At 45.1% G+C, this 22,167-nt stretch carries 18 protein-coding genes and 1 tRNA gene; 4 read left to right on the top strand and 15 right to left on the bottom strand.

Going from position 1 to position 22,167, the window contains the following annotated elements:
* From Q0R52_RS19865 to Q0R52_RS19850, 4 genes are all read right to left on the bottom strand, one after another.
* Positions 1 to 494: efflux RND transporter permease subunit (locus Q0R52_RS19865; RefSeq protein WP_295797477.1), on the bottom strand; the 494-nt coding region annotated here is incomplete at its 3' end.
* An 855-nt stretch (positions 495 to 1,349) separates the two neighbouring features.
* On the bottom strand, positions 1,350 to 1,673 hold the full coding sequence (locus Q0R52_RS19860; RefSeq protein WP_295797474.1) for a hypothetical protein: 324 nt from the start codon (positions 1,671 to 1,673) through the stop codon (positions 1,350 to 1,352).
* A 366-nt stretch (positions 1,674 to 2,039) separates the two neighbouring features.
* Positions 2,040 to 2,309: a response regulator gene (locus Q0R52_RS19855; RefSeq protein WP_295797471.1), complete on the bottom strand. Its 270-nt coding sequence runs from the start codon at positions 2,307 to 2,309 to the stop codon at positions 2,040 to 2,042.
* Positions 2,310 to 2,650: 341 nt separating this feature from the next.
* Positions 2,651 to 2,935, bottom strand: coding sequence for a hypothetical protein (locus Q0R52_RS19850; RefSeq protein WP_295797469.1), 285 nt, complete (start codon positions 2,933 to 2,935; stop codon positions 2,651 to 2,653).
* Between the two features lie 148 nt (positions 2,936 to 3,083).
* On the opposite strand from Q0R52_RS19850, the gene Q0R52_RS29375 reads away from it, so the two are divergent.
* A complete protein-coding gene (locus Q0R52_RS29375; RefSeq protein ID WP_366520924.1) occupies positions 3,084 to 3,338 on the top strand; it encodes an efflux RND transporter periplasmic adaptor subunit in 255 nt (84 codons plus the stop codon).
* A 270-nt stretch (positions 3,339 to 3,608) separates the two neighbouring features.
* On the opposite strand, the gene Q0R52_RS19845 is transcribed toward Q0R52_RS29375, so the two are convergent.
* From Q0R52_RS19845 to Q0R52_RS19820, 6 genes are all read right to left on the bottom strand, one after another.
* Positions 3,609 to 4,127: an ORF6N domain-containing protein gene (locus Q0R52_RS19845; protein WP_295797466.1), complete on the bottom strand. Its 519-nt coding sequence runs from the start codon at positions 4,125 to 4,127 to the stop codon at positions 3,609 to 3,611.
* Positions 4,124 to 5,389, bottom strand: a complete 1,266-nt coding sequence (locus tag Q0R52_RS19840) for a site-specific integrase (protein WP_366520923.1) — start codon at positions 5,387 to 5,389, stop codon at positions 4,124 to 4,126. The genes Q0R52_RS19845 and Q0R52_RS19840 overlap by 4 nt, the downstream gene beginning before the upstream one ends.
* Before the next feature lie 283 nt (positions 5,390 to 5,672).
* A tRNA-Ser gene (locus Q0R52_RS19835) sits at positions 5,673 to 5,757 on the bottom strand.
* Positions 5,758 to 6,116: 359 nt separating this feature from the next.
* Positions 6,117 to 9,344 (bottom strand): error-prone DNA polymerase, encoded by a 3,228-nt coding sequence (locus Q0R52_RS19830; RefSeq protein WP_295797461.1) that lies wholly within the window; start codon positions 9,342 to 9,344, stop codon positions 6,117 to 6,119.
* On the bottom strand, positions 9,341 to 10,843 hold the full coding sequence (locus tag Q0R52_RS19825) for a DNA polymerase Y family protein (RefSeq protein ID WP_295797458.1): 1,503 nt from the start codon (positions 10,841 to 10,843) through the stop codon (positions 9,341 to 9,343). Before Q0R52_RS19825 ends, Q0R52_RS19830 begins: the two co-directional genes overlap by 4 nt.
* Position 10,844: 1 nt before the next feature.
* The gene (locus Q0R52_RS19820; RefSeq protein ID WP_295797456.1) at positions 10,845 to 11,579 is read right to left on the bottom strand and encodes an Error-prone repair protein ImuA; all 735 of its coding nucleotides are present in this window, start codon (positions 11,577 to 11,579) and stop codon (positions 10,845 to 10,847) included.
* Between the two features lie 111 nt (positions 11,580 to 11,690).
* On the opposite strand from Q0R52_RS19820, the gene Q0R52_RS19815 reads away from it, so the two are divergent.
* Both Q0R52_RS19815 and Q0R52_RS19810 read left to right on the top strand, forming a co-directional pair.
* Positions 11,691 to 11,987, top strand: coding sequence for a hypothetical protein (locus tag Q0R52_RS19815; protein ID WP_295797453.1), 297 nt, complete (start codon positions 11,691 to 11,693; stop codon positions 11,985 to 11,987).
* A 135-nt stretch (positions 11,988 to 12,122) separates the two neighbouring features.
* The gene (locus Q0R52_RS19810) at positions 12,123 to 12,737 is read left to right on the top strand and encodes an alpha-ketoglutarate-dependent dioxygenase AlkB (protein WP_295797450.1); all 615 of its coding nucleotides are present in this window, start codon (positions 12,123 to 12,125) and stop codon (positions 12,735 to 12,737) included.
* A gap of 1 nt (position 12,738) precedes the next feature.
* Here the strand turns inward: Q0R52_RS19810 and Q0R52_RS19805 are convergent, their stop codons facing one another.
* Positions 12,739 to 14,088, bottom strand: coding sequence for a glycoside hydrolase family 140 protein (locus Q0R52_RS19805; RefSeq protein ID WP_295797448.1), 1,350 nt, complete (start codon positions 14,086 to 14,088; stop codon positions 12,739 to 12,741).
* 77 nt (positions 14,089 to 14,165) lie between these two features.
* On the bottom strand, positions 14,166 to 14,942 hold the full coding sequence (locus Q0R52_RS19800) for a polysaccharide deacetylase family protein (protein ID WP_295797445.1): 777 nt from the start codon (positions 14,940 to 14,942) through the stop codon (positions 14,166 to 14,168).
* A gap of 159 nt (positions 14,943 to 15,101) precedes the next feature.
* Here Q0R52_RS19800 and Q0R52_RS19795 point away from each other — a divergent pair, with 159 nt between their 5' ends.
* Entirely contained in the window at positions 15,102 to 18,692 is a 3,591-nt protein-coding gene (locus Q0R52_RS19795; protein WP_295797442.1) for a VIT domain-containing protein, read from the top strand.
* Positions 18,693 to 18,754: 62 nt separating this feature from the next.
* Here Q0R52_RS19795 and Q0R52_RS19790 read toward each other — a convergent pair whose 3' ends face one another.
* The 3 genes from Q0R52_RS19790 to Q0R52_RS19780 are packed head-to-tail and all read right to left on the bottom strand — an operon-like array spanning position 18,755 to position 22,150.
* A complete protein-coding gene (locus Q0R52_RS19790; protein ID WP_295797440.1) occupies positions 18,755 to 19,366 on the bottom strand; it encodes a gluconate 2-dehydrogenase subunit 3 family protein in 612 nt (203 codons plus the stop codon).
* Between the two features lie 18 nt (positions 19,367 to 19,384).
* Positions 19,385 to 21,133, bottom strand: coding sequence for a GMC family oxidoreductase (locus Q0R52_RS19785; protein WP_295797437.1), 1,749 nt, complete (start codon positions 21,131 to 21,133; stop codon positions 19,385 to 19,387).
* Positions 21,134 to 21,154: 21 nt separating this feature from the next.
* Positions 21,155 to 22,150, bottom strand: a complete 996-nt coding sequence (locus Q0R52_RS19780) for a sugar phosphate isomerase/epimerase family protein (protein ID WP_295797434.1) — start codon at positions 22,148 to 22,150, stop codon at positions 21,155 to 21,157.
* Between the last annotated feature and the right edge of the window lie 17 nt (positions 22,151 to 22,167).

The raw sequence follows: 22,167 nt of genomic DNA, 5'->3' as shown, positions 1-22,167 counted from the left end.
GCAAACTTGATGTACCAGTCCTGCAGCGCCCGCTGTTCTCCAAGATCCATTTTTGGGGCATTGAGGTGATACCAGAAAATATGGCCTACTCCCGTTCCATCGGGACCTAAGGCAGGGGTTATTCCCTGGGGTAACAGCCTTAGCGCATAATTTAACCGTTCCAGAACACGGGTACGTGCCCAGTAAATATCCACATCATCTTCAAAGATCACGTACACGAAACTCATGCCGAACATGGAAGTTCCCCGTACTGATTTGATATTGGGTATTCCCTGCAGATTAGATACCAGCGGATAGGTGATTTGGTCCTCTATGAGCTGCGGGCTGCGCCCCATCCATTCTGTAAAAACGATCACCTGGTTTTCCGATAAATCCGGTATAGCATCAACGGGATTTTGTTTGACGGCATAGATTCCCCAGGCAAATAGGCCGCCTGCAAGTAGCAATACTATAAACCGGTTTCGTAAAGCAAATTTTATAAGGGCTTGTACCATAAGTGAGTATGTTTTAAATACGAATTAGTCTTAATTGCATAATAAATGTCTTATTGATTTTTAAGTACAACCAACTAGATAGGTTTTAAATCCAATCTAAAAAAACAAACGGGGAACACATAAAATGCCAATTTTTCGGGAATAAAGGCTTATTAAGCCTCCCCGCCCAATTTTCTTAGGCATGTCTTTCTTCCTACTTCAATCTTCCAGAGCAGTGCTCCATCGCTTTGTCCTCGTGTTTTTGTTGTCGAAAGTCTCCTGGCTCCTTATTTAAGGTAGCAGCAGATTTTCTGTCACCTTTTCCTTTCTTTCCGTGTCAGGACAAACAATGCTTAGTGTAAGACTTTACCGTCCGCAATAGTAGCGTCGTCAGCCTTATGCGGATTCTTTTTTGGCATCCGCAGAAGCTGCAACTTTCCAGGGTGTCTGCTGATAAAACGCACTAGCTGAAAACAAAAGCAAAACAGCTACACTTAATAGTGCAAGTTTTTTAGGCGATTTTTTTATGATTGTTTATTTTAAAGACTCATTTGAATGCAACATTATTTAGTGGCATTTTGTTAGCACTCAAATGAGATATAATCATTTTTATTTCAAGCTGTTATGGAAAACCCTGTTTAGCTTAAACATTTTGTGAAAAGTATCGTAAGCAGGCAGTTCACCGTCAGTTTTGAAGTTTGCGTCCAGAGAATCATGGAATTTGTGATTATTAGGAAATGCCGCCTTTAGGTTATCCTTTGTTAATGCCTGCGGAGTTAAAGATGCATCGGCACTAAAGAAATAAATCGAGTAATGCCGAGAGGTTCCTTTACCTGAGCCTGTGGTTTGCGTATAAGCATACAGCAATAATGATGATTATTCGGGATTAAGCAACTTGTATTCCTTGTTGTTAACAAATCTGAACACTTCGCCGTTAGTATTTTTGTAACCATATGTACTATTCTTATCCAATATATAAGTCGTTCCCTCGTGAACAACTTTTATTTTGCTTGCACTGAATAAAAAGTCGTCTTTTATTTTATGCTTTTCTGTTTTGTAATTGATAGCATAAGACAATTTTTGTTGCTCAAAGGCTGCAGCTGTTTTATAAATTCCGCTGCTGTCTTTTTGAGCAAAAGAACTCTGCGATAGGGCCAGAAAACATCCTGACAGTATCAAAAAACAATTTAACTTTTTCATTTTCTTAGATTTTTAAGTGGTAATAATTACCAGTTGATTAAAGATTCGTTTGAATGTAAAATTATAACTCGCGCTTTTTTTTAGATTGATTGTAATCATTATAAAATATGATCATAATCATTTATCGCGCTATAAATCATTAAATTAAGATGATGCATAGGGAATATTAACAGTCATGTAAAATGCTTGTTAAACAAGGATCATTTAGGATTAGATCCGGTAAGTGCAGTTAAGAAGGTAAACGGATACATCAAGCCTGCCAGGAGGACGGTGACTATTAACAGAAAACAATTTGCGTCCCCCGGTTATTTAATCCTCTGTAAGTTGTAAAATAAAGAGTATTTATCGCTGGAACTAATTTTGTATCTAAATTAAAACCAGGTGCGCACAAATGCTGATCTTTGAGCCTGAAGTATTGTGTTTTTGTTTTGCAGCAGCCAAATTTTCCCCCCCGTCAAGGTTACCTAAACGAATATCCAAAATAATTAAATGAGGCTTTGCTGTCATGATCTGTTTAAATATATCTTCACCGTTTAACGATAAACTAACCTGATAACCGGCATCCTTAAGAAGATATTCGTAAGTGTCCAGAATATCCTGATCATCCTCAATTGCCAAAACCCTATTCTCCCTCATCACTCAACCGTATTAATAACAATTCATTCTAACAGACATACGTAATTAGGATACCCAGGAGGGCTTTTAGTTTAGCGAATATTAAAAATCAAACATTGAAGTGACAAATTTTTTAATTTAATAAGACCTGCATGCACATCTATTAAAAAGAAAAAGCTTTCCTATTTCTGAAAATATGACCAAGCTTGCCGCTATCAAACTATTATTGAACAAAAATTAAACAGGCTCTTAATGATCCGTGGCCTTTTCCGCCTGATCAAGGCGATCATTAATTTTTTCATGTTTTTATTGGTTTATAATCTATGTGCTAAAAATCGAGCCAGCTTGTAAAAGCTAACCAGTCAGACGGTGGTTATTACTTTAACCGCTGATCTTTCTTTGGCCAGTTCGCGTGCGGTACGCATCATCCAAGCCAGAAGCGTACAACTTGCCGTATTATATTCTTCAAAAGAGTTCCAAGTCCTGATATAAGTTTGTAACAGAACTTCCTCTGCCGGCTCTTTTTCGGGGATGATTCGAATGATGGCTAAAAACAGCGACTTGCTGTAAATATCATACAATGCTTCGGCACCCGCTCTTTTTTTTGAGCGCACCAACTGTATGATTTCATTATCAGTAACTTCCAACCTTTTCAATGTTCTGTCGTGAGACTTAGAGTGTACTAAAATGATGCCAACATTAATTTATAAGGGATTGCAAACCAAGCTCATACTTACCGCATGCAATTGTAACTCGCAGGTATATGGGTAGGGGCACAACTATACGCTAAACGAAGTGGGGAGCGATAAAGTTAATGACCGGATTAGTGTATCCTTTCTCGATTTAGGCGAACATGTCCTCAGCGGCAAGGTCGAATTTATTAATCCTGAATTGTCGGAAACCTCCAAAGCGGATTTTGTAAGAATCAGTATTACTAATACCCAGGGATCGATCCGGCCGGGTATGTTGGCTCACCTAACTAAATGCAAAATCGTCGTTCCCTGCGTTCCCGAGGCTTGCTTGTATTTCAGCAAGTTGACTATGAGCTAAAATGGCGGGACGTTCTAATTCAAAAATTGTGATCAGCGATGGCGTTTGCAAATCAAGATACCGCAACTGAACACTGCCAAGATTAAGGTCTTTATGGCTATTATATAGGCAATCGGGATAGTTTGTTTTTAGGTTCATGTTCTATTTTAGTTCGATTGCTGGTTATGAGAATACATTTGGCACTTCGATAAAGTATAAATATACCTCAAACCTAAACATACCGCAACATAATGCTGACACCAATGATGTCCTGTGAACTTCATATAATCTTTACAAATCATCCGATTTGTAACCAATCCGTTTTCGTGGCGGGTTTGGCGGACTTAGCAAGTGATTTAAAGCCGCGTAAATCTCTTTGAACTTTCCGTCATTTTCTGATTCCATTGTTTCCAGCTTCTGCATAATCTCTCGGTAATTCAGAGCAATTTTTCTCAATGTGACAAAGGTGCGGATGATCATGATGTTCATTTCTACCGCTTTATCGCTTTTTAATACGCTGCTCAACATGGCCACCCCGGTCTCAGAAAATGCATAGGGGGAAGAGCCCCCAAAGAACTTTTTGTGTGGTATCACATTTTGTGATACCACCGCTTCAATTTCCTGTTCGGTCAAAACATACATAAAGTCAGGGGGAAATCTGCCAGAATTTCTTTTTACCGCCTGTTTCAAGGCCCTGGTTTCAACACCGTACAATTCCGCAAGATGTACGTCTAAAATTACTTTCTCGCCCCTGATAAGGAAGATTTTTGTTAGTATTCTTTCTTCGGGAATGATAATTTCCTTATTCATATAATAGGTTTTTCGTTTTGAATTATTGTTTGATTTTTTCTTTGCTTCGGTTTAATGATTCTTTTTGTAATTATTTTAGGTGAAGCAAACTTCTTTTTCAGTACTGCCATATCGGCACCAACTTTAATATCCAGTATCTTAGCATAATGCTGTGTCGTCTTGATATTGGTGTGACCTAACATTTTCGATACGCTTTCAATAGGTACGCCGTTTAAGAGCGTTACAGTTGTTGCAAATGTGTGACGGGCAATATGGAAGGTTATGGGCTTATTAATTCCGCATACGTCAGCTATCTCCTTTAGGTAGGCATTCATTTTCTGATTGCTCAATACCGGTAATACCCTGCCGCTGTTCTCACAATTCGGATGATCGACATAACGTTGCATCAGGGTAGAGGCTGCGGGCAGTAAAGGAATGCGGGAAGGGGTGTCAGTTTTTTGCCTTTTTATAGAAATCCATTGTTCGCCATCTATTCCAGTTACCAAATCCCATCTGCGCAGTTTTTTTACATCCGCATAAGCCAGCCCGGTAAAACAACAAAATAGGAAAATGTCCCTAACCTGTGTTAAGCGGTCAGTTACCATATCTTTATTGGTCATTTCCTGTAGTTCACCAGTTGTCAGATAAACCCGGTCAACGGTTTTTATTTTATTCTTGTAGTTTAGGAAAGGGTCATAAATAAGCCACCTGTTGGCAATACAAATGCGGATGATCTTGCCAAAGTTCTTGATATATTTAACAGCAGAGTTATTTGCACATTTACGTTCGGAACGTAAGTAAAACTCATATTCCATCAAAAAGGCATGATCTACCTTTTTAATGTCAATGTCGGTAAGGTTATACTTCCATTTCAGGAAATCAATAGTGTGCTTTAAAGAGGTTTGATAGCGGCATAAAGTACCTTTGGCATACTCTTTCCCAATAAGGGCTCCCACCTTTTTATTATGATCCTTAAATATTTCAATTAAAGAACGTGGTTTTTCTGTTTTGCCCAGGAACTTGTTACGGATGGTTTCTGCGGTAATTAATTCATCCGCTTCAGTTAGTAGCCGGTGTGCCTGATAGACTTTGGTTTGCAAATCGTCCAGAAACGCATTAAATGCCCTGGTATCTTCTTTTGTGCCATTGGCACGGCCTGCGCCTGCGTTCCAGCGGGATGGTTCACATTCACGTCCTGTTGTGGTTTCAGAACGTTTTCCGCTTACGGTGATGCGAATGTAGATCGGCGCGGAACCTGATTGGTAGTTTTTTTGCTTCTTCATATAGAAGAGTAAGCTGAAATTAGTTTTCATAATGTTTTTACATTAAAAAGTGAAACAAATTTAGCTTTGCAGATACTTCCAGTCAAGATGTTCAGTTTTTGAACATGCTGTATGTCAAATAGTTATGTCATATTCGGTGAGTTGTACTATCCCTTAAAACTACTCACCTAATCACGCCCTTTTTTGTCGAGAAATGGTGTATTATTAGGGGTTTCGATTAAAACACAAAAGCCTGCAATCATTTGATTTGCAGGCTTTTGTTTAGTTTTGATACCGAAATGTGCGGAGAGCTAGGGATTCGAACCCCAGGACCTGTTACAGTCAACAGTTTTCAAGACTGCCGCAATCGACCACTCTGCCAGCTCTCCGGGGTCAAAAGTACAAAACCGGGGGCAATTGGCAAACCTGATTTTGAGATTTTTTAATTATTTATAACAGTCTGATTTATTGATATTTGAATACTATTTGAAGCCCCTTTAAATGATTTTTTTAAAAATAACGCAACTAACACTTGTTAAAAAACGCTTAAAAACGTGTGTTTAACCTTCTTTTTTTAGTTCGATTTAGTAAATATGCCGTTTAAAAATGTGGATTTATACTTATTGACTATCTGGAATATTAGTATAAGTTTTACCGGAGCCGGATGGACCGAAGACTAACACTTTCATGTGTTAAATTTGCTAATATTCAAAAGCTAAAATACATAACAGCAGTTTAAAACCCAATATCACTTAAAATCCCTAGCCGCCGGATACACGTCTTTTTGCGATATTTCATGCAAGGTTATCCGCTTATTCTCTGCCGGGAAAGGATTGGTTTTTTCATCGGCGCGGGATAGAGTAAGCACAGGCAAATCTTCTTTATCGGCTACTGTAAGCCCGCGCAACAGTTTCGACAAATCGTAACAACGTTTTACAATAACGTGTACCACTTCGCCCTCGCGCTGCAGTTTGCCATCCACCATTAAAAGCCGGGCTTGTAATACCTCTTTGCGATATTTTTCGAACAGTTTTTCAAACACTACCAGGTTGCTGAAGCCGGTTTCGTCCTCAATGGTTACAAAGCAAATACCTTTGGCTGTGCCCGGCCTTTGGCGCACAGTAACCAGGCCGGCAACTTTTACAGGTTCACCATCTTTCACACCCATTAACTCTTCGGTTGATTTAATATGCAGCATCCGCAATTTTTCGCGCACAAAACTAACAGGGTGGGCTTTTAAGGATAAGGAGGTTGAGGCATAATCCTGCACCACGTGTTCGGATGGACTCATTAAAGGCAGTGTTACCTGTATCTCGGCGGCGCTGGCTGATGGCTGGCCCTCAAATAACGCAATTGGCCTGTCGTGCAGGGCTGATACTTCCCACAAAGCCTGTCTGCGGTCGAGACCCAGCGAGCGGAAGGCATCGGCATCAGCCAGTCTTTCCAATGCCGCGTGGGGCACACCGGCGTCGCGCAGGGCATGGACGCTGGTGTAATTTGTTACACGCGCGGTTAAAAGCTCCCGTACATCTTCCTCTCGCAAGCCTTTTATGTGCCTGAAACCGAGGCGAACGGGATGATATTTATCTGTCCGTTCTTCCATTTTATTATCCCAAACAGATTCATTTACATCTACCGGTAGCATCTCCACGCCATGTTTGCGGGCATCAATAACTATTTGTGCCGGCTGGTAAAAGCCCATGGGCAGGCTGTTAAGCAGGGCCGTAGCAAATACATCGGGGTAATAACATTTTATCCACGACGAAATATAAACCAGCAGCGCAAAACTGGCGGCATGGCTCTCGGGGAAACCATAGCTGCCAAAACCCTCCAATTGTTTAAATACGCGCTGTGCAAAGTCCTCTTTATAGCCTTTGGCAACCATACCGTCCACCAGTTTTCTTTTATACTGGCTCACCAGTCCTTTCGCCTTAAAGGTAGCCATGCTACGGCGCAAGCCATCGGCTTCGGCTGCTGTAAAACCGGCAGCTACAATGGCGATCTCCATAGCCTGCTCCTGGAAAAGTGGCACCCCCAGCGTTCTGCCCAATATTTTTTTCAACTCTTCCGATGGATATTCAACCGCATCCTCGCCATTACGGCGGCGCAGGTAAGGGTGCACCATATCACCCTGTATGGGGCCGGGCCGTACAATGGCAACTTCTATCACCAAATCATAAAAACATTTTGGCCGCAGACGGGGCAGCATCGACATCTGTGCCCGGCTCTCGATCTGGAAAACGCCGAGCGTGTCGGCATGGCTGATCATTTCGTAAACCGCCATATCATCCTGTGGCACGCTTGCCAGGGTATGTTTAATGCCATAATGCGCATTCAAAAGGTCGAATGCCTTACGGATGCAGGTAAGCATGCCCAGCGCCAGCACATCAACCTTTAAAAAGCCAAGCGCATCAATATCATCCTTATTCCATTCAATGCAGGTACGGTCTTCCATACGGGCATTCATAATGGGACACAGATCAGACAATTTTCCCTGCGTAATAACAAAGCCACCGGTATGCTGCCCTAACTGCCGCGGAAAGCCCAGCATTTGTTTGGTAAGTTCCAGCACTTTTTTTAAATGGGCATCATCCTCACTAAGCCCCTGCTCAGCCAGCAGTTTCCCTTCAAACCATTCCTCCGAATAATGCCAGATGGAACCAGAAAGCCGGTTAATGGTATCAACCGACAAACCCATCGCCTTCCCCACATCACGAATGGCGCCTTTTTGACGCTGCTGGGTAACAGTGGCCACAATGGCGGCACGGTCGCGGCCGTACTTTTCATAAATATACTGGATAACCTCCTCGCGGCGTTCATGCTCAAAATCCACGTCAATATCAGGTGGTTCGTCCCTTGCATCCGACATAAACCTGGCAAACAGCAGGTTAAATTTTGTAGGATCGACCGAGGTAATCCCCAAACAATAGCAAACCACCGAATTAGCTGCCGAGCCCCTGCCCTGGCATAAAATATCTTTGCTGCGGGCATAGCGCACAAAATCATGAACAGTAAGGAAATAATTGGCTAAATCCTTTCTTTCCATAAATTCCAGCTCTGTTTTAACCTGTTTAATCACTTTTTCAGGAACATTGCCTTTGTATCGCTCATTAGCGCCTTCCCAGGTTAAAAAGGTAAGTTCTTCCATAGGTGTGCGCCCCCCGGTAGTTAATTCCTTAGGGTAAACATATTTTAAACTATCCAGCGAAAACTGGCAGGCCTCAGCAATTTCTTGTGTTTGGTGGATGGCATCGGGATATTGTCGAAAAAGGCGCACCATCTCGTCAATAGGTTTCAGGTACCTTTCTGCATTTTGGTGCAGGCGAAAACCTGCGTTATGAATAGTACACTTTTCGCGCACACAGGTTAATATATCCTGTAGTTCGCGCCGGGCCGGCTCGTGGTAATGCACATCGTTAGTGGCAACCAATGGCATATTGAGTTTTGTTGATAACTGCGAAAGCCGGTAAAGCCGTTTACCATCATCACCATAATAGGAACGGGTGGCAGCCAGGTAAAGCCCATCACCCAAAGCCTCGCGGTATTCTTTTAGAGTTTGCTGAAAGGACAGCTCAAACTCAAATGAGGGCGTAAGCTCAGCCGGGGGAATAGCTATAAACTTTAACCCTTTGCTATGCTCATAAACATCATTTCTATATAAATGGCACTCCCCTTTTTCGGCCCGCAAATTGCCTTTGGTAAGCAACCCTGAAAGCAGGCTGTAAGCATCTTTATCTGTAGGGTAAGCCAGCAGGCTGGGTCCGTCGAGCAAATCCAAGCGGCAGGCGGGTATAATCCGCATATTGGTTTGGCGGGTTGCGGCATGGGCGCGTACAATGCCGGCAAAGCTGTTACGGTCGGTTACTGCAATAGCGGTATAGCCATAAGCGGCCGCCTGCTCCACCATCTCGTCCGGGTGCGACGCTCCCCGCAGGAAGCTAAAATTGGTTGTTACCTGTAATTCTGTGTAGCTCATGCAAAAAATCCATGTATAAACCATTGATTACCCTGGCTGCCCGCATAGTGCCCGGAACGAAACAGCCAGTACCTTTGCCCCTCCTCATCCTCTACGTTATAATAATCGCGGTGCTGCCCGGCATCCAGCCACCATTCACGCTCTATGCGTTCGGGGCCATCGGCTTTTTTAATTTGGTGTCGCTTGCCTTTATAAATAAACAGCATGGGCGGGTAATCGGGTATCGGGGCGCTTACTTCTATTGGTTCGGGCCTGTTTAACAGTTGTACCGGGCGGGGCCTGTCTGTCCGCCAATCAACAGACGGCCGCTCGCGAATGGAACCAGCAACCTTAACCGACCGCTCGGGCCAGTAATGTTCATCGGGCAGGTAGCGATGAATAGCCCCCGGCCCTATTTTACCGGCCAGCCTGTCTAACAACTCGGCCACGCCCAAATCATCTAGCCCCGGTTTACCTGCCCACAAGGCCTCCTGCAAGGGTGAAACATCTTCAACTTTTGGTGCTGTCAATGTAAAAAGTTCAATGCCGAGAGCAGGCTCAATCTTAGCGATTTGAAGCTCAAACAGTTTAAAAAGATGGCCGCTATTATAAGTGGCGCGATTGGTGCCTATTTGTACCTGCTCCAGCTTACCATCAACCCGGTAGCCTTTTAATACGGCTGTGCGCAGGCCTTTTCCTTCCTGCTGCAGGCGCTTGCAGAGCGTTTCTAACAATCGTTGTATGGCAATTTCAATCCCGACCTTGGTACAGATGGGCTCCAAACAAGGCAACCGCTCTTCATACGGTTGAACAGGCAACAGGGGGATTATCACTTCATCTTCCTGTCCCAATGCCTGCGCAAGCCTCAGCAGCAATCCCTCACCAAAACGGCGGCGTAAAACCGAACGCGGCATGCTGATAAAACTCCGGATGGTAATCAACCCCAGTTTATGCAGCCGTTCCAAAACAACCGGCTCCAATCTTAACCCTGCGGGTGGCAAGGGCAGCAGGGCGTTTGTGTGCCCGCCCGGCTCAATAACAGGCGTTACCTGCCCAAAGCGGGCAATGGCCCAGGCTGTGCCAATGGTATCGGCAATGGCTGCGCGAACATCATAGCCTTTGCCCCGTAAGCGGTTAACAACTTCTTTTATATAACCCCGTTCGCCACCCCAAAGATGTGTGCAGCCGCTTACATCCATAATCAATCCATCAGGTGGGTCGACAGCTATAATGGGGCTGTAGCGGATACACCACAGGCCAAGCGCCTTCAGCAGTTTAAGATTTTGCCCGGGGATGTCATCTATCACTTTTAATCCCGGAACGATAGCCTTGGCATCTGCCGCTACCATTCCGGCGGTTATGCCCTGGGCCTCGGCTGGCGTATTGGCTGCAGTAATTATCAGCCTGCCATGGTGGGGTGCTGCAAAAACAAAGGGTATATCCTTTAAATCGGGTTGGCGAATGGTCATCCAGTCCGTAAGTAAATGCCGGAACCATATGGTTACAAATCGCTTTTGCATATCATCCCGCCCATCTTTCTTCGTGTAACATTTCTTCAGCAACAGGTTCGGCAATCATATTAAACTGCCCTGCCGCCCATTCCATTTTCCAAACACCGGGGCTGCCGTTGCGTACCTTTAGCAACTCCACATTCCACCGCGGATGTCCTACACCCGGCATATTGCCCTCCAGTTCGCTCGGTAATGGGGTAATTTTCCAGCGGGCAACACAGGCGGTAGTACTTAGCTTACGTGTTACACCGCGAAGAATAAAACCCGTCACCCTGCTTTGCTCAACCGCCAGCTGCAGCCGCCGCGATTCGGTAAAGCTTATTTCGCGCACCTCTGCAACTACCGCAGCAAGGCCTTCGCATTTCAAGGCTTCTTCAGTAGCCCAAAGCACGTCTTTTTCTTTTTTTAGGTCGATAAAAATAATCTTGTCGGGCTCAACCCCAAACACTTTCAGTGCCGGCGGGAAAAGGGTGCGCGACTGGCTGATCCACAAACAGGCGCCCCCCTGTTGCATCAATGCCGACAGCAGGCCGTTAATAAAGCCCCCTGCCGCTGCTGCATGCTCTGGTTCGGTACTTAAAAATTCATGTACCGCACCTGTCGGGAATACGCCGTTAGGAAAAGCAGCCTCCACAGGCCCCAGACCGGCCAAACCGGAAGCGCCCGGTGGCGGGGGCTTAAAGCCCTCCCAAAGCAAAATATCCTTTTGCAACTGGCTAATGATATCTTTTTTTGCGTCGACCATGAACTCTAAATTTTCCCGGACTGTAAAGTTATGCTAATTTTTTTAGCATTTTATATAAATTATTACAAAATATTTTCCACTTTTGTTTTTATCATTTTAAGTGAACAGGTTATGAATACTACTTTTTTGCTGAAAGAAGCCAAGGCATGGGTTAAGCGCAGGCAGGGCCCCGACGAAATTGTGCGCGTAGTGCCCGACATAGATGACGACAACAGGGCGCTCACCTATAAATTATACGTGGCCTATGGTGCCGATACCCGCCATCTGCCCGATGAGAAAAACCCGGATTATTTGGGCCAGATATTGTTTGATACCGAAGGTTACTGGATATATGATGGCGATGAATTAACCATAGCCGAGCAGGAGCAACTGGCAAAATTCATTATTAATTATGTAGAGGTTATATAAATGACAAACTGTAGATACACAATACCTTGTGTATCCCGCGTGCAGGTAAATCATATGTTTTCCACATATATTTTCAGAGACACAAGATATTGTGTCTCTACAAAAAAAATCAGATAAAGGAAAGGATTAGTGCGTATGCTAACAGAACAATTAAGCTTTTTTGCTGAAGCCGGGCAAAGCAAGGGACTGCCTGCTGAATTGCTGGATTACAGGCCGGGATTTTTTACCCAACAGGAAAGCGACCATTTACTGGATAAATTTATAAACGAAACACCCTGGAAACAAACCGTGCAAAAAATGTGGGACAAAGAATACCCTACCCCACGCCTGAGCACCCGGTACGGCGACCCGGGCACGGATTATTCGGTAGCGGGAAAAATTGCCAACCCGTTGCCGTGGACGGATGACTTGCTGATGATTAAAGAGGAGGTAGAACCTTTTGCCGGCGTAAAATTTAACAGCGTATTGCTAAATTACTACCGTGATGGCAACGACTCGGTAGCCTGGCACAGCGACCGGGAAAGCGTATTGGGTCGAAATCCGATTATTGCCTCGGTTAGCTTTGGGCAGGTACGCAGTTTTGATATCCGCAATAAGCAGGACCACAGCGAACGATATTCTATAAGGCTGGAGCATGGCTCATTCCTGTTGATGAAAGGCGGATTGCAGGAGAACTGGGAACACCGCATAGCTAAATCAGTTAAACCTATGCGGGCAAGGATAAACTTGACTTTCAGGGTGGTAATTTAGGCTACAACATCGCATAATGTTTAGCCTCATTATCCAAAACTAAAACCCAATCCTTTCCATACCCACTGGACGGCGGCGTAAATTTGTTTGATTTTGTGCCATCCAAAATCCCCGCCTCAGTTGTCTTGCTGTTCCGTGGGTCGTACCAATAAGCGTGAATTTTAGGGGCCTTTAGCTTCGATAATATCACCGTAAATGGTTTGCCGGCAGCCGTATAAACAAATGCATAATCGTTACCCCTGGTAGCCTGTATACGTTCGGCCGGGGTATTGTTATTTTCAATGATTATCGATTGGTCAGGCACGCGCTCCAATATTGGGTGCGACTCCATTAGTTTCTTTACATAGCTCATTTGCTTAGCGCCCGGCAATTGCAAGGCCTCCTGCCAGGTCATATGCGGACCATTCAATGGCTCATGCCGGGGCGAGTTCATCTGCCAGATATCATGACAGCCATAGGTATGTCCAAACGCACCCGAAAATAAATCGAGATAAGCAAACTTACGTACATCATAAGCGCTTGAAGTGCCTAAATCATACACGTTAAAACAAACCGGGTGGTCCTCATAAATAGGTTCGCCGTCTATCTCGGGTTTTATCGGGGTTGCAACATAACCCGCAGCCATTTTATTATACACAGCCTCGTCCCGGCAATGCCCGTTCTGGAACATGTTAAAAGTAAACCACTTCTCATTTCTGAACCATTGCGCCGAGCCAAGCTGGTTGGGCTGGCAATGATAAGTGATTATTGCTTTGTTATCCGTAGCCTTCATTATGGCAGTACCCATGGCCCTCCAAATGGCAATGTCCTGTTCGCCGCGTGGCTGGCGGTCGCCGCCGAGTATCCAGATAATGTTTGTTTTAGTTTTATACCTGTTTGCCAGCCAGGCGCCATAAACGGCAGCATTATCCTTATTAAATATTTCCGGGCCTTTGCCCCAGGTGCTTTTATCAATTTTATCGGCCCAGGTGGGCAGCATGGCTATATTCAGGTGATATTCAGCGGCTTTGTTCACAATGAAATCAACGGGCTCAAAATACTTTTCATTGGGCTTGGTGGGGTCATCATCAATTAGTGGTTTTTCGCCATAAAAGTTTGGATCGTGCAGCCCATCCATTTCGGCCAGCACTACGGCTTGTATCACGGTAAAGCCCTGTTCGCTGCGGGTTTTTAAATACTGGTCAGCCTCCTCACGGTTAAGCCGATGGAACAGTTCCCAGGCCGTATCGCCCAGCCAGAAAAAAGGTTTGCCATCCTTTAAAATATAATGCTGGTTAGCGCTTACGCTGAACTGGGCATTAGCAGTCTGAATTACAATTAAGGTTAATAGCAGAAAGGTATATCTACGCATAGACTTTATATTAAAACATACATCAGATCGGGTACAGCTACCATGAACTATCCCGCACGTGCGGGATCAACTATGAACTACTTTTTGCTAACATATTCCATTGCTTCTTTAAATGTAGCTACCCAAACCTCATCCTTGTGTTGGCTTAAATATTTTAATAATTCGCGATGGGCCTGAGCGGATGTAACCAGGTAATCGCCACCAACACCGTGAAACATAAATACACCCATACCACCGTTTGCCTGCACTTTTTTCACAAACGCAATTAAATCGTTGCCGGTATAGTTACCAACTACCGCCCATGATGGCACCAGCAGTGGATCGAGCTTGCTGTAATCTGTCACAATCGCATTTTGGTCGCCGCCCATTCGGGCATATTTCACCAGACCCGATTTACGCAGCGAGTCGACATAATCAACCCCGCCGACCTTTCCTTCGGTACAGGGGTATGCATAAGTATGTGTTGACGCACCATCAATGGCGTATAAAAAATTATTCATCATCCCAATTTCGCGCAGGATGCCGTAAACCGTATAATTTTCCGAATTATTAATGGGGTTACCTTTTACATTGGTTAATAAACAGGGGTGGTAAAGCGTATGATTTGCCAGTTCGTGCCCGTGGTTAAATGCTTCGCGCCAGCGTGGTAATGCTTGCGGCGTTATACTTCCCGTCAGGAAAAAAGTGCCTTTCAAATGCGCCGAATCCAATTGCGGAATAGCAATATTCAATTGCGACATAATAGCATCATCATAAGTAAGCACGATGATTGCTTTTTTATTACCCGGGGAGGATTTTTGCTGGGCATAGGTGGTAAAGTTTGCCAGTAGTAAAAGTATGATCAGTCTTTTCATGTCGGTTTGTAAATATGGGAAGGACTAAATTAAGACTTTTTTTTATTGGTTACCTCTTTAACGCAGTGCGGTGTCCTGCGATTGCATTGGCATTTATTTTTTCAAAATCATTTATGGAATCCTCCACCTTCCTGCATCCTACAGAAAAACAAGGATTCCATGAAAAGATTTACCTACTTCCTTTTAGCAGTAATTACCTTAACCGGTTTACAAATTTCCAAAGCCCGTGCCCAGTCGCCGCAGCTTTCTGTGGATGGCAAAACAAATAATGGCGTTAAGTTGCGTGAATTAAAAATTGACGTTGCTGTGTATGGCAACGTCAGCCGCACCACCTGGCAAATGACTTTTTATAATTCGACCTCACGGATTTTGGAAGGCACTCTGCTGTTCCCGCTGAAAGACGGTGTAAGCGTAAGCCGGTATGCGCTGGATATTAATGGCAAGATGCGCGAAGCCGTTCCGGTCGACCGTGGTAAAGGCACTGCTGTTTTTGAGGCCGTTGAGCGCCGGCGGATTGACCCCGGTCTGCTTGAAAAGGTAGAAGGTAACACTTTCCGTACCCGCATCTACCCTATTAATCCCGGTAGTACCCGCACGGTAATCATCGGTTACGAGGAAGAAATACCTTTAGCTTCCGACGGAAATTTAAAGTTTACCCTCCCGCTCAATATAAAAGATACGGTTGAGAAATTCTCACTGAATGCATCTGTAATCCAAAGCGCCGAAGCGCCAGTTAGCGATGGCGATGATTTGAAATTTGATAACCGTCATAACACCTATTCGGCAGCTATTGATAAAAATAATTACGCGCCCAGCCACTCCCTTTCATTTTCGATACCAAAACCCAAAGACGCCAGTGAAGTGATGATACAAGCGCAGGGCAACAAATACTATTATTTTATCAATACTATGCTACAGGCGCAAATTATCAGCAAACCAGCCCCGAAGCATATTGGTTTGTTATGGGATGCATCGCTAAGTGGCGCCAATCGCGACAGCAAAAAAGAATTTGCATTATTGGATGCCTATTTTAAAAAGATAGGTAATACTGTGGTTACCCTTTTAACTTTTAGCAATGCTATTTTAAGCACAAAAACTTACACCATTGCAAATGGTAACTGGGATGGGCTTAAAACCGACCTGAAGCATGTAACCTATGATGGCGCTACAGATTTTGGAAAAATTGATTTATCTAAATATGCCGTTGATGAATTTTTATTAATGAGCGACGGGCACCAAACCTTTGGCGAAAAAACGCTAAAGCTGACGAAAAAACCTGTTTATTGCATCAATTCGGCAACCGCTGCAGACTATAGCAATTTAAAGCTAATAACCTTAAAAACCGGCGGCGACCTGATCGACTTAACCAAAGATGATACCGGCAAAGCCCTAAATAGTTTAACCAACCAACCGATGCATTTCCTGGGCATTAAACAGGGGGCGTCGGTTGAGGAAAGTTACCCTTCGCTGCCGGTTGTAGTAAGCGGCGCTTTCTCTATTGCCGGTGTAACCCGCGACCCCAACCAAACCATTACCCTGCAATATGGCTTTGGCGATAAGGTTAGCTATGAAAAAACAATAACGCTCGATTTAGCTAACAACGCCGTTGATAATGTGGATGTGGCCAAGCTATGGGCGCAGAAAAAGATAAGCGAACTTGATATCGACTACGATTCTAATCGCCAGGATATTGAATCGCTGGGAAAACGGTTTGGTATAGTTACCCGCAATACTTCGCTGATTGTTTTGGAGACAGTGAATGATTACATACTATACGGTATTGAGCCGCCGGCAGAATTGCAGGCAGAGTACGATTCCATTATGAAGCAGCGGGGTGCTGAAAATGTGCAGCCTCCGCGTGAAAATTTAACTGCTGCTCAAGTAATGAAAGATGAACTTGAGGATTGGTGGGGTGCTGGCATTGAGCCTAAGGAAGTTAAAACAAAAGAAGAACAAGTGCGTGTTAACCCGCCAATCCAATCACATATAAATAGTCAGCCGTCCGGCAGGCACCTAACGCAAATTACGGGTAAAGTTATTAGCGCTAATGACGCATTTCCGTTACCTGGCGCTTCTGTAAGAGTAAAAGGCACAAGCCTTGGTGCGGTAACAAATGATTACGGCGAATTTAGGCTTAACGTAAGAGCGGGGAATGTACTGATTGTATCGTTTGTAGGCTATCAAAACATAGAGGTAAAAGTTACCGGCCACAATTTAGGAGCAATAAGTTTACCAGTTAATTCAAATCAATTGAGAGAGGTTGTGGTAACGGGTGGTTATGGCATCAAACAAACTGCACGCACCAGTTCAAGTTCTGTAGAAACTATTACCTCCACCGAGACAAATACAGTGCGCGAGCCTAATATCAACAACGCGCTGGTGGGCAAAGCAGCCGGCATACAGGTGCGGTCGCAATCTGCAGCGGCATTGGGCAGGAATGCAGATGTAAGCGGCAATGTCTCAACTGTGACCGTATCCACTGCAAAATCCGTTCCCGCTTCAAATTCCGAATCATTGTTGCAGGGACAAGTTGGGGGATTGCAAATCGTCCAATCCGGCGCACCTGGCGCCGCTAGCAACGTACTTATACGGGGCATAGGCAGTTTCGATAATGCCAAGCCTCTATATGTAATTGACGGCGTTCAAAGCGGAAGTGTTGGTCAGCTTAACCCAAATGATATCAAATCAATAAATGTATTGAAAGATGCGGGCGCCACTGCGATTTATGGTGTTGCAGGCGGCAACGGTGTTGTTGTTATCACTACAAAAAATGCAAGGCCCGTCAATCGCGATTCTATCCACCTCAATACAGCAACCCATTCAAATAATGGCATCGACATCGTGTATAATCCTGGAAGTGCTGACTACCTTAAAACTATCCAAAAGACCGGCAAGGCAAACCAATATCAAAAATACATCGACCTCCGCCAGGCTTATTCCGGTAACCCCGTCTACTTTTTTGATGTTGCGGATTATTTTATAAAAACCGGCAACAAAGAATTGGGTACCCGCATACTTAGCAACCTTGCCGAACTTGATTTGGGCAGCTACGAACTTTACAAGATGCTTGGCTATAAATTAAAACAGTTAGGCGATTTTGAGGGTGAACTGTTCGCCTTTAAAAAAGTGACCGACCTACGCCCGATTGACCCACAGAGCTTCCGGGACTACGGCCTTGCGCTTGAAGATGCTGGTCAGCATCAAAAGGCGTTGGATGTGCTATATGAGGCCATGACAAAGAGTTATACCACCGAAACGGATAGGCTGTACAATGGCATCCAGGAAATATTTTTGCCGGAAATAAACCGCATCATCGCCCTTCACAAAGGAAAACTGAATCTTTCAGCAGTTCCTAAACCAATTATCGAAGCCTTGCCTGTTGATATACGCATTGTAATGGACTGGAACATGAACAATACCGATATTGACCTATGGGTAACCGACCCTAATGGTGAAAAATGCTATTACAGCCATAACCGCACCGCAATTGGCGGCCGCATATCGCACGATATGACACAGGGTTTTGGCCCTGAACAGTTCATGTTAAAAAAAGCAATTAAAGGAACCTACAAAATCGAGATAAACTATTACGGCGATAGACAGGCTACCATTGCAGGTCCAACAACTGTAATGGCCGAGTTATTTACCCATTACGGCACCCCGCAGGAAAAGAAGGAGATTATTGTGATGCAGATGAAAAAAGAAGCCGGCGGTGGTGCCGTTTATATCGGCGATTTAGATTTTAAGTAAAAGCCCGTTCCCCTAAACCATAATAGCCGAATGCCACCCGTATGGGTGGCATTTTTTATTTTTCACACATTTTCCAACCCGTATTTCTCCAGTACATCCTGCGGCACACCTTCCCATTTACCGGGGGCATTGCCTTTGTAACCCAAATCCGCTATCCCCATTTTGCTGGTAAAAAAGCCGATGGCAGTTAGCTCCCGCATCTTGTTAAAAAATGCCACACCTTGCTGCATGTTGGGTTTGGCCAGTGCGGGGTAAGCAATCTCATCGAGCAACGTGGTTTGCTGTTTGGATGTGCAATCAATAAATGCATTGCCAAACTTATTAAGGCATTGCACATCGAGCCAGCGCAGACCGCCGCGCATGGGTAGTTGGTGCTGGGGCTCGTCCTTTGCAATAAACTCGATAAACGCCGGTACTTTGGCATCGGTTGCGCTACCGCTTTTGGCATCTTTGGGGATGATGATATCGGCCAGCACAGTAATCGTCGCCATTTCGTGGGCGTCAAAGTAGGTTTCTTTTACCAGCCCTTTGTCCCTGGCTATTTCAAATGCCTCACGGCCAGTGGTGGCAACCTGTACATTTTCGGCCGTTTCGCCGGGCTTGCAGCCGGTTAGCACCGCGCCTGCTGTTAAGGTGCCTATTCCTATCGCTTTTAAGCTATCTCTTCTGTTCATGCTGTGATAAATAGGGGGTTAAACATTTTGTTTTTTACGCTGCTCAAGTATGTATTCAGCCGTCCGCATGGATAGGGCGAGTATGGTCCAGGTTGGATTTTTTTCGGATTGCTGGGTAAACACCGAACCATCCGTCACAAACAGGTTTTTACAATCGTGCGTTTGTCCCCATTTATTCAGCGGCGCCTTTTTGGGATCATCGCCCATGCGGATTGTCCCTACCTCGTGGATGCCTTTGCCGGGCTTATCCAGGCCATAATTAGTTTCCGGCCCTGCGGGCTGAATCAGCGGGATACCGCCCAGTTGTTTCAACATAGCGCCGGCCATTTGCTGCATGTGTTTAGCCTGGTTCACATCATCTGTTCCCCATTTGTACCTAAAGCGTAAAACCGGGATTCCATATTTATCAACCACGCCCGGGTCTATCTCGCAATAGTTGTCTTCTTTTGCAGTAGATGCGCCGTGAAACCCAACGCCCGCCATTGTACCGTAAAAACGGCGATAGTCATCCTTCAACCCGGCACCGTAGCCGCCGCCTGCTTTCATTTTTCCGTCGCGGCCGGGCAGGTAGCCGTTCAGGTAAGGTGTGGTGACGCCCTCGAAACCGAAATACCCCCCATAAGAAGGCATCATCATGCCACCGAATATTTCCAGGTGATAGCCGCGCGGAAAGTCGAGTTTCTTGCTGTCGAGCCACCATGGCGCATATAAATGCAGGCTGCCTACGCCATCTTCATTAAACCGGTCGCGGTCGAGCAGTTGGGGTAAAATTACAGCAGTGCCGCCCTGGGTAGAGTCGTGCAGGTATTTGCCCACCACGTTGCTGCTGTTTGCGAGTCCGTTTGGATGCTGCGACGATTTGGAGTTTAACAATATTCTTGCCGATTCGCAGGTGCTTGCTGCCAGTATCACTGTTTTGGTGTTTACCTGGTATTCCTGCATATCATCTTTGTAGACATAGGATACCCCGGTTGCCAGGCCATCGCCATTGGTCAATATTTCGCGAACGACTGCATTGGTTATCACCTTCAAATTACCTGTATTTATAGCAGGTATCACCAGGCACGATGAAGCCGAGAAATCGCCATAAATTTTGCAGCTGCGGTTACATTGTCCGCAAAAAAAACAAGCGCCCCTATCCTTATTGCCGGGCAGCGGCGCTGTTAATACCGAGCCGCGTCCGGCTATTACTTTTATACCGAGGCCGGTAGCCGCCTTTTTTACAAACAGTTCGTTAAGGCGTGGTTTTGGCGCGGGCAGGAATATGCCGTCAGGATCGTTATCCATGCCCTCCATCGAGCCGTAAACACCAATCAGGCGGTCTACTTTATCGTAATAGGGTTTTATTTCATCGTAAGTAATCGGCCAGTCGTCGCCAACGCCATAGGCGGTTTTACATTTAAAATCTTTCGGGCCCATCCGCAGCGAGATGCGCGCCCAATGGTTGGTGCGCCCGCCCAGCATGCGCGAACGGAACCATTGAAATTCCGAGCCGTCTTTTTGGGTATAAGGCTCACCATCCATCTGCCAGCCACCATACGACGCGTCAAAATCGCCCATGGGCCTGGTGGCATTGCCTCCCCTCCTCGGCGACTCATACGGCCACTTCAATTGCTGCGAATCTTTTGCCGGGTCGAAAAATGGCCCTGCTTCGAGCATTAGTACTTTTACACCTGCATTTGCCAGTACATAACCGGCCATGCCGCCGCCCGCGCCAGAGCCTATGATGACCACATCATAAACTTCGGATGATTTCTTTATCTGCATAAATTTAAGCTTAGAATTTGGTTATACCATCCGACCGGCCTTTTCAGTTAATTTTTTTGCAGCGGTAACGCCTGCGTAATCATCAAGATATTTATCGTCTTTGCTGTACATTTTAAGCAGTCCGCCCTCGTACTCAATACTTGCCCAGCCGGTAAAGCCCGAATCTTTTATAATTTTAAACATCCTGTAATAGTCTGTTTCGACATCGTCGCCGTTAGCAGTAAAGACGTGTGATTTAACGTGGATGCCCTTAGCGTACGGCATTAGTTCAGCAATGCCTTTGTATTTGTCGTACTCTTCCAGGCATTTGGTTTTCATATAACCCGCAATATCTTGGGTTTCGGGTTTGGTACGATTGATACAAAAATTGCCAAAATCGGCAAGGGTGCCGCAATGTTTGCTGTTTACCTCCTTCATTACCCCAACAAGCCAACCGGCGTTGCACGATATACCCACGTGGTTTTCAACTATCACATCAACATTTTGCTTGCTGCCATACTCAATTAACCGGCCCAGGCTATCAACCGCAGCTTTAGCAACATCAGCCGGGGCGCCGTCGCCTTCAACATTTACACGTATCATGGGGCAACCCAATGTGGCGGCCGCATCCATCCATTTATAATGGTTTTCGATGGCTTTTGTGCGGGTCGCATCGTTTAAATCGCCTAAAACGCCTTCACCGTCCACCATAATGCGCAGGTTGTAGTTGCCATTATCTGCGGCACGCTTTTTTAAGTCGTTCAGGTATTGCGTATTTTTTGCCTTATCCGCAAAAAACATCGAACAATAATCCAACCCCAAAATGCCGAGCTCTTTTGATTTTGCAGCAAAATCGAGCGGGTCAAGCTTCTTTGTCCAGAACTGGCTGGCGAAAGAGAATTGAGAGATCGCAATTTTAAAAAACAGGTCTTTGTTACCTGTATCGGCGAATAAATATTCGGGTAAAGCTGCCGCTAAACCCAGGCCCGCCGCACCGACGGCAGTTTGCGTAATAAATTTTCTGCGGTTAATTTTCATAATAAAGGTTATTTTGG

The sequence above is a fragment of the Mucilaginibacter sp. genome (assembly GCF_025359345.1).
Lineage (GTDB): Bacteria > Bacteroidota > Bacteroidia > Sphingobacteriales > Sphingobacteriaceae > Mucilaginibacter.
The sequence above is the reverse complement of the archived record's forward strand: the minus strand, read 5'-3'. Positions and strand labels throughout refer to the sequence as shown.

Coding starts and splice junctions, on each gene's coding strand:
- Q0R52_RS19845 (WP_295797466.1), bottom strand. CDS start 4,127: ATGAATAAGGAAATTATCATTCCCGAAGAAAGAATACTAACAAAAATC.
- Q0R52_RS19855 (WP_295797471.1), bottom strand. CDS start 2,309: ATGAGGGAGAATAGGGTTTTGGCAATTGAGGATGATCAGGATATTCTG.
- Q0R52_RS19830 (WP_295797461.1), bottom strand. CDS start 9,344: ATGAGCTACACAGAATTACAGGTAACAACCAATTTTAGCTTCCTGCGG.
- Q0R52_RS19785 (WP_295797437.1), bottom strand. CDS start 21,133: ATGCAGATAAAGAAATCATCCGAAGTTTATGATGTGGTCATCATAGGC.
- Q0R52_RS19825 (WP_295797458.1), bottom strand. CDS start 10,843: ATGCAAAAGCGATTTGTAACCATATGGTTCCGGCATTTACTTACGGAC.
- Q0R52_RS19800 (WP_295797445.1), bottom strand. CDS start 14,942: ATGAAAAGACTGATCATACTTTTACTACTGGCAAACTTTACCACCTAT.
- Q0R52_RS19810 (WP_295797450.1), top strand. CDS start 12,123: ATGCTAACAGAACAATTAAGCTTTTTTGCTGAAGCCGGGCAAAGCAAG.
- Q0R52_RS19860 (WP_295797474.1), bottom strand. CDS start 1,673: ATGAAAAAGTTAAATTGTTTTTTGATACTGTCAGGATGTTTTCTGGCC.
- Q0R52_RS19815 (WP_295797453.1), top strand. CDS start 11,691: ATGAATACTACTTTTTTGCTGAAAGAAGCCAAGGCATGGGTTAAGCGC.
- Q0R52_RS19820 (WP_295797456.1), bottom strand. CDS start 11,579: ATGGTCGACGCAAAAAAAGATATCATTAGCCAGTTGCAAAAGGATATT.
- Q0R52_RS19780 (WP_295797434.1), bottom strand. CDS start 22,150: ATGAAAATTAACCGCAGAAAATTTATTACGCAAACTGCCGTCGGTGCG.
- Q0R52_RS19840 (WP_366520923.1), bottom strand. CDS start 5,389: ATGAAGAAGCAAAAAAACTACCAATCAGGTTCCGCGCCGATCTACATT.
- Q0R52_RS19790 (WP_295797440.1), bottom strand. CDS start 19,366: ATGAACAGAAGAGATAGCTTAAAAGCGATAGGAATAGGCACCTTAACA.
- Q0R52_RS19805 (WP_295797448.1), bottom strand. CDS start 14,088: ATGCGTAGATATACCTTTCTGCTATTAACCTTAATTGTAATTCAGACT.
- Q0R52_RS19795 (WP_295797442.1), top strand. CDS start 15,102: ATGAAAAGATTTACCTACTTCCTTTTAGCAGTAATTACCTTAACCGGT.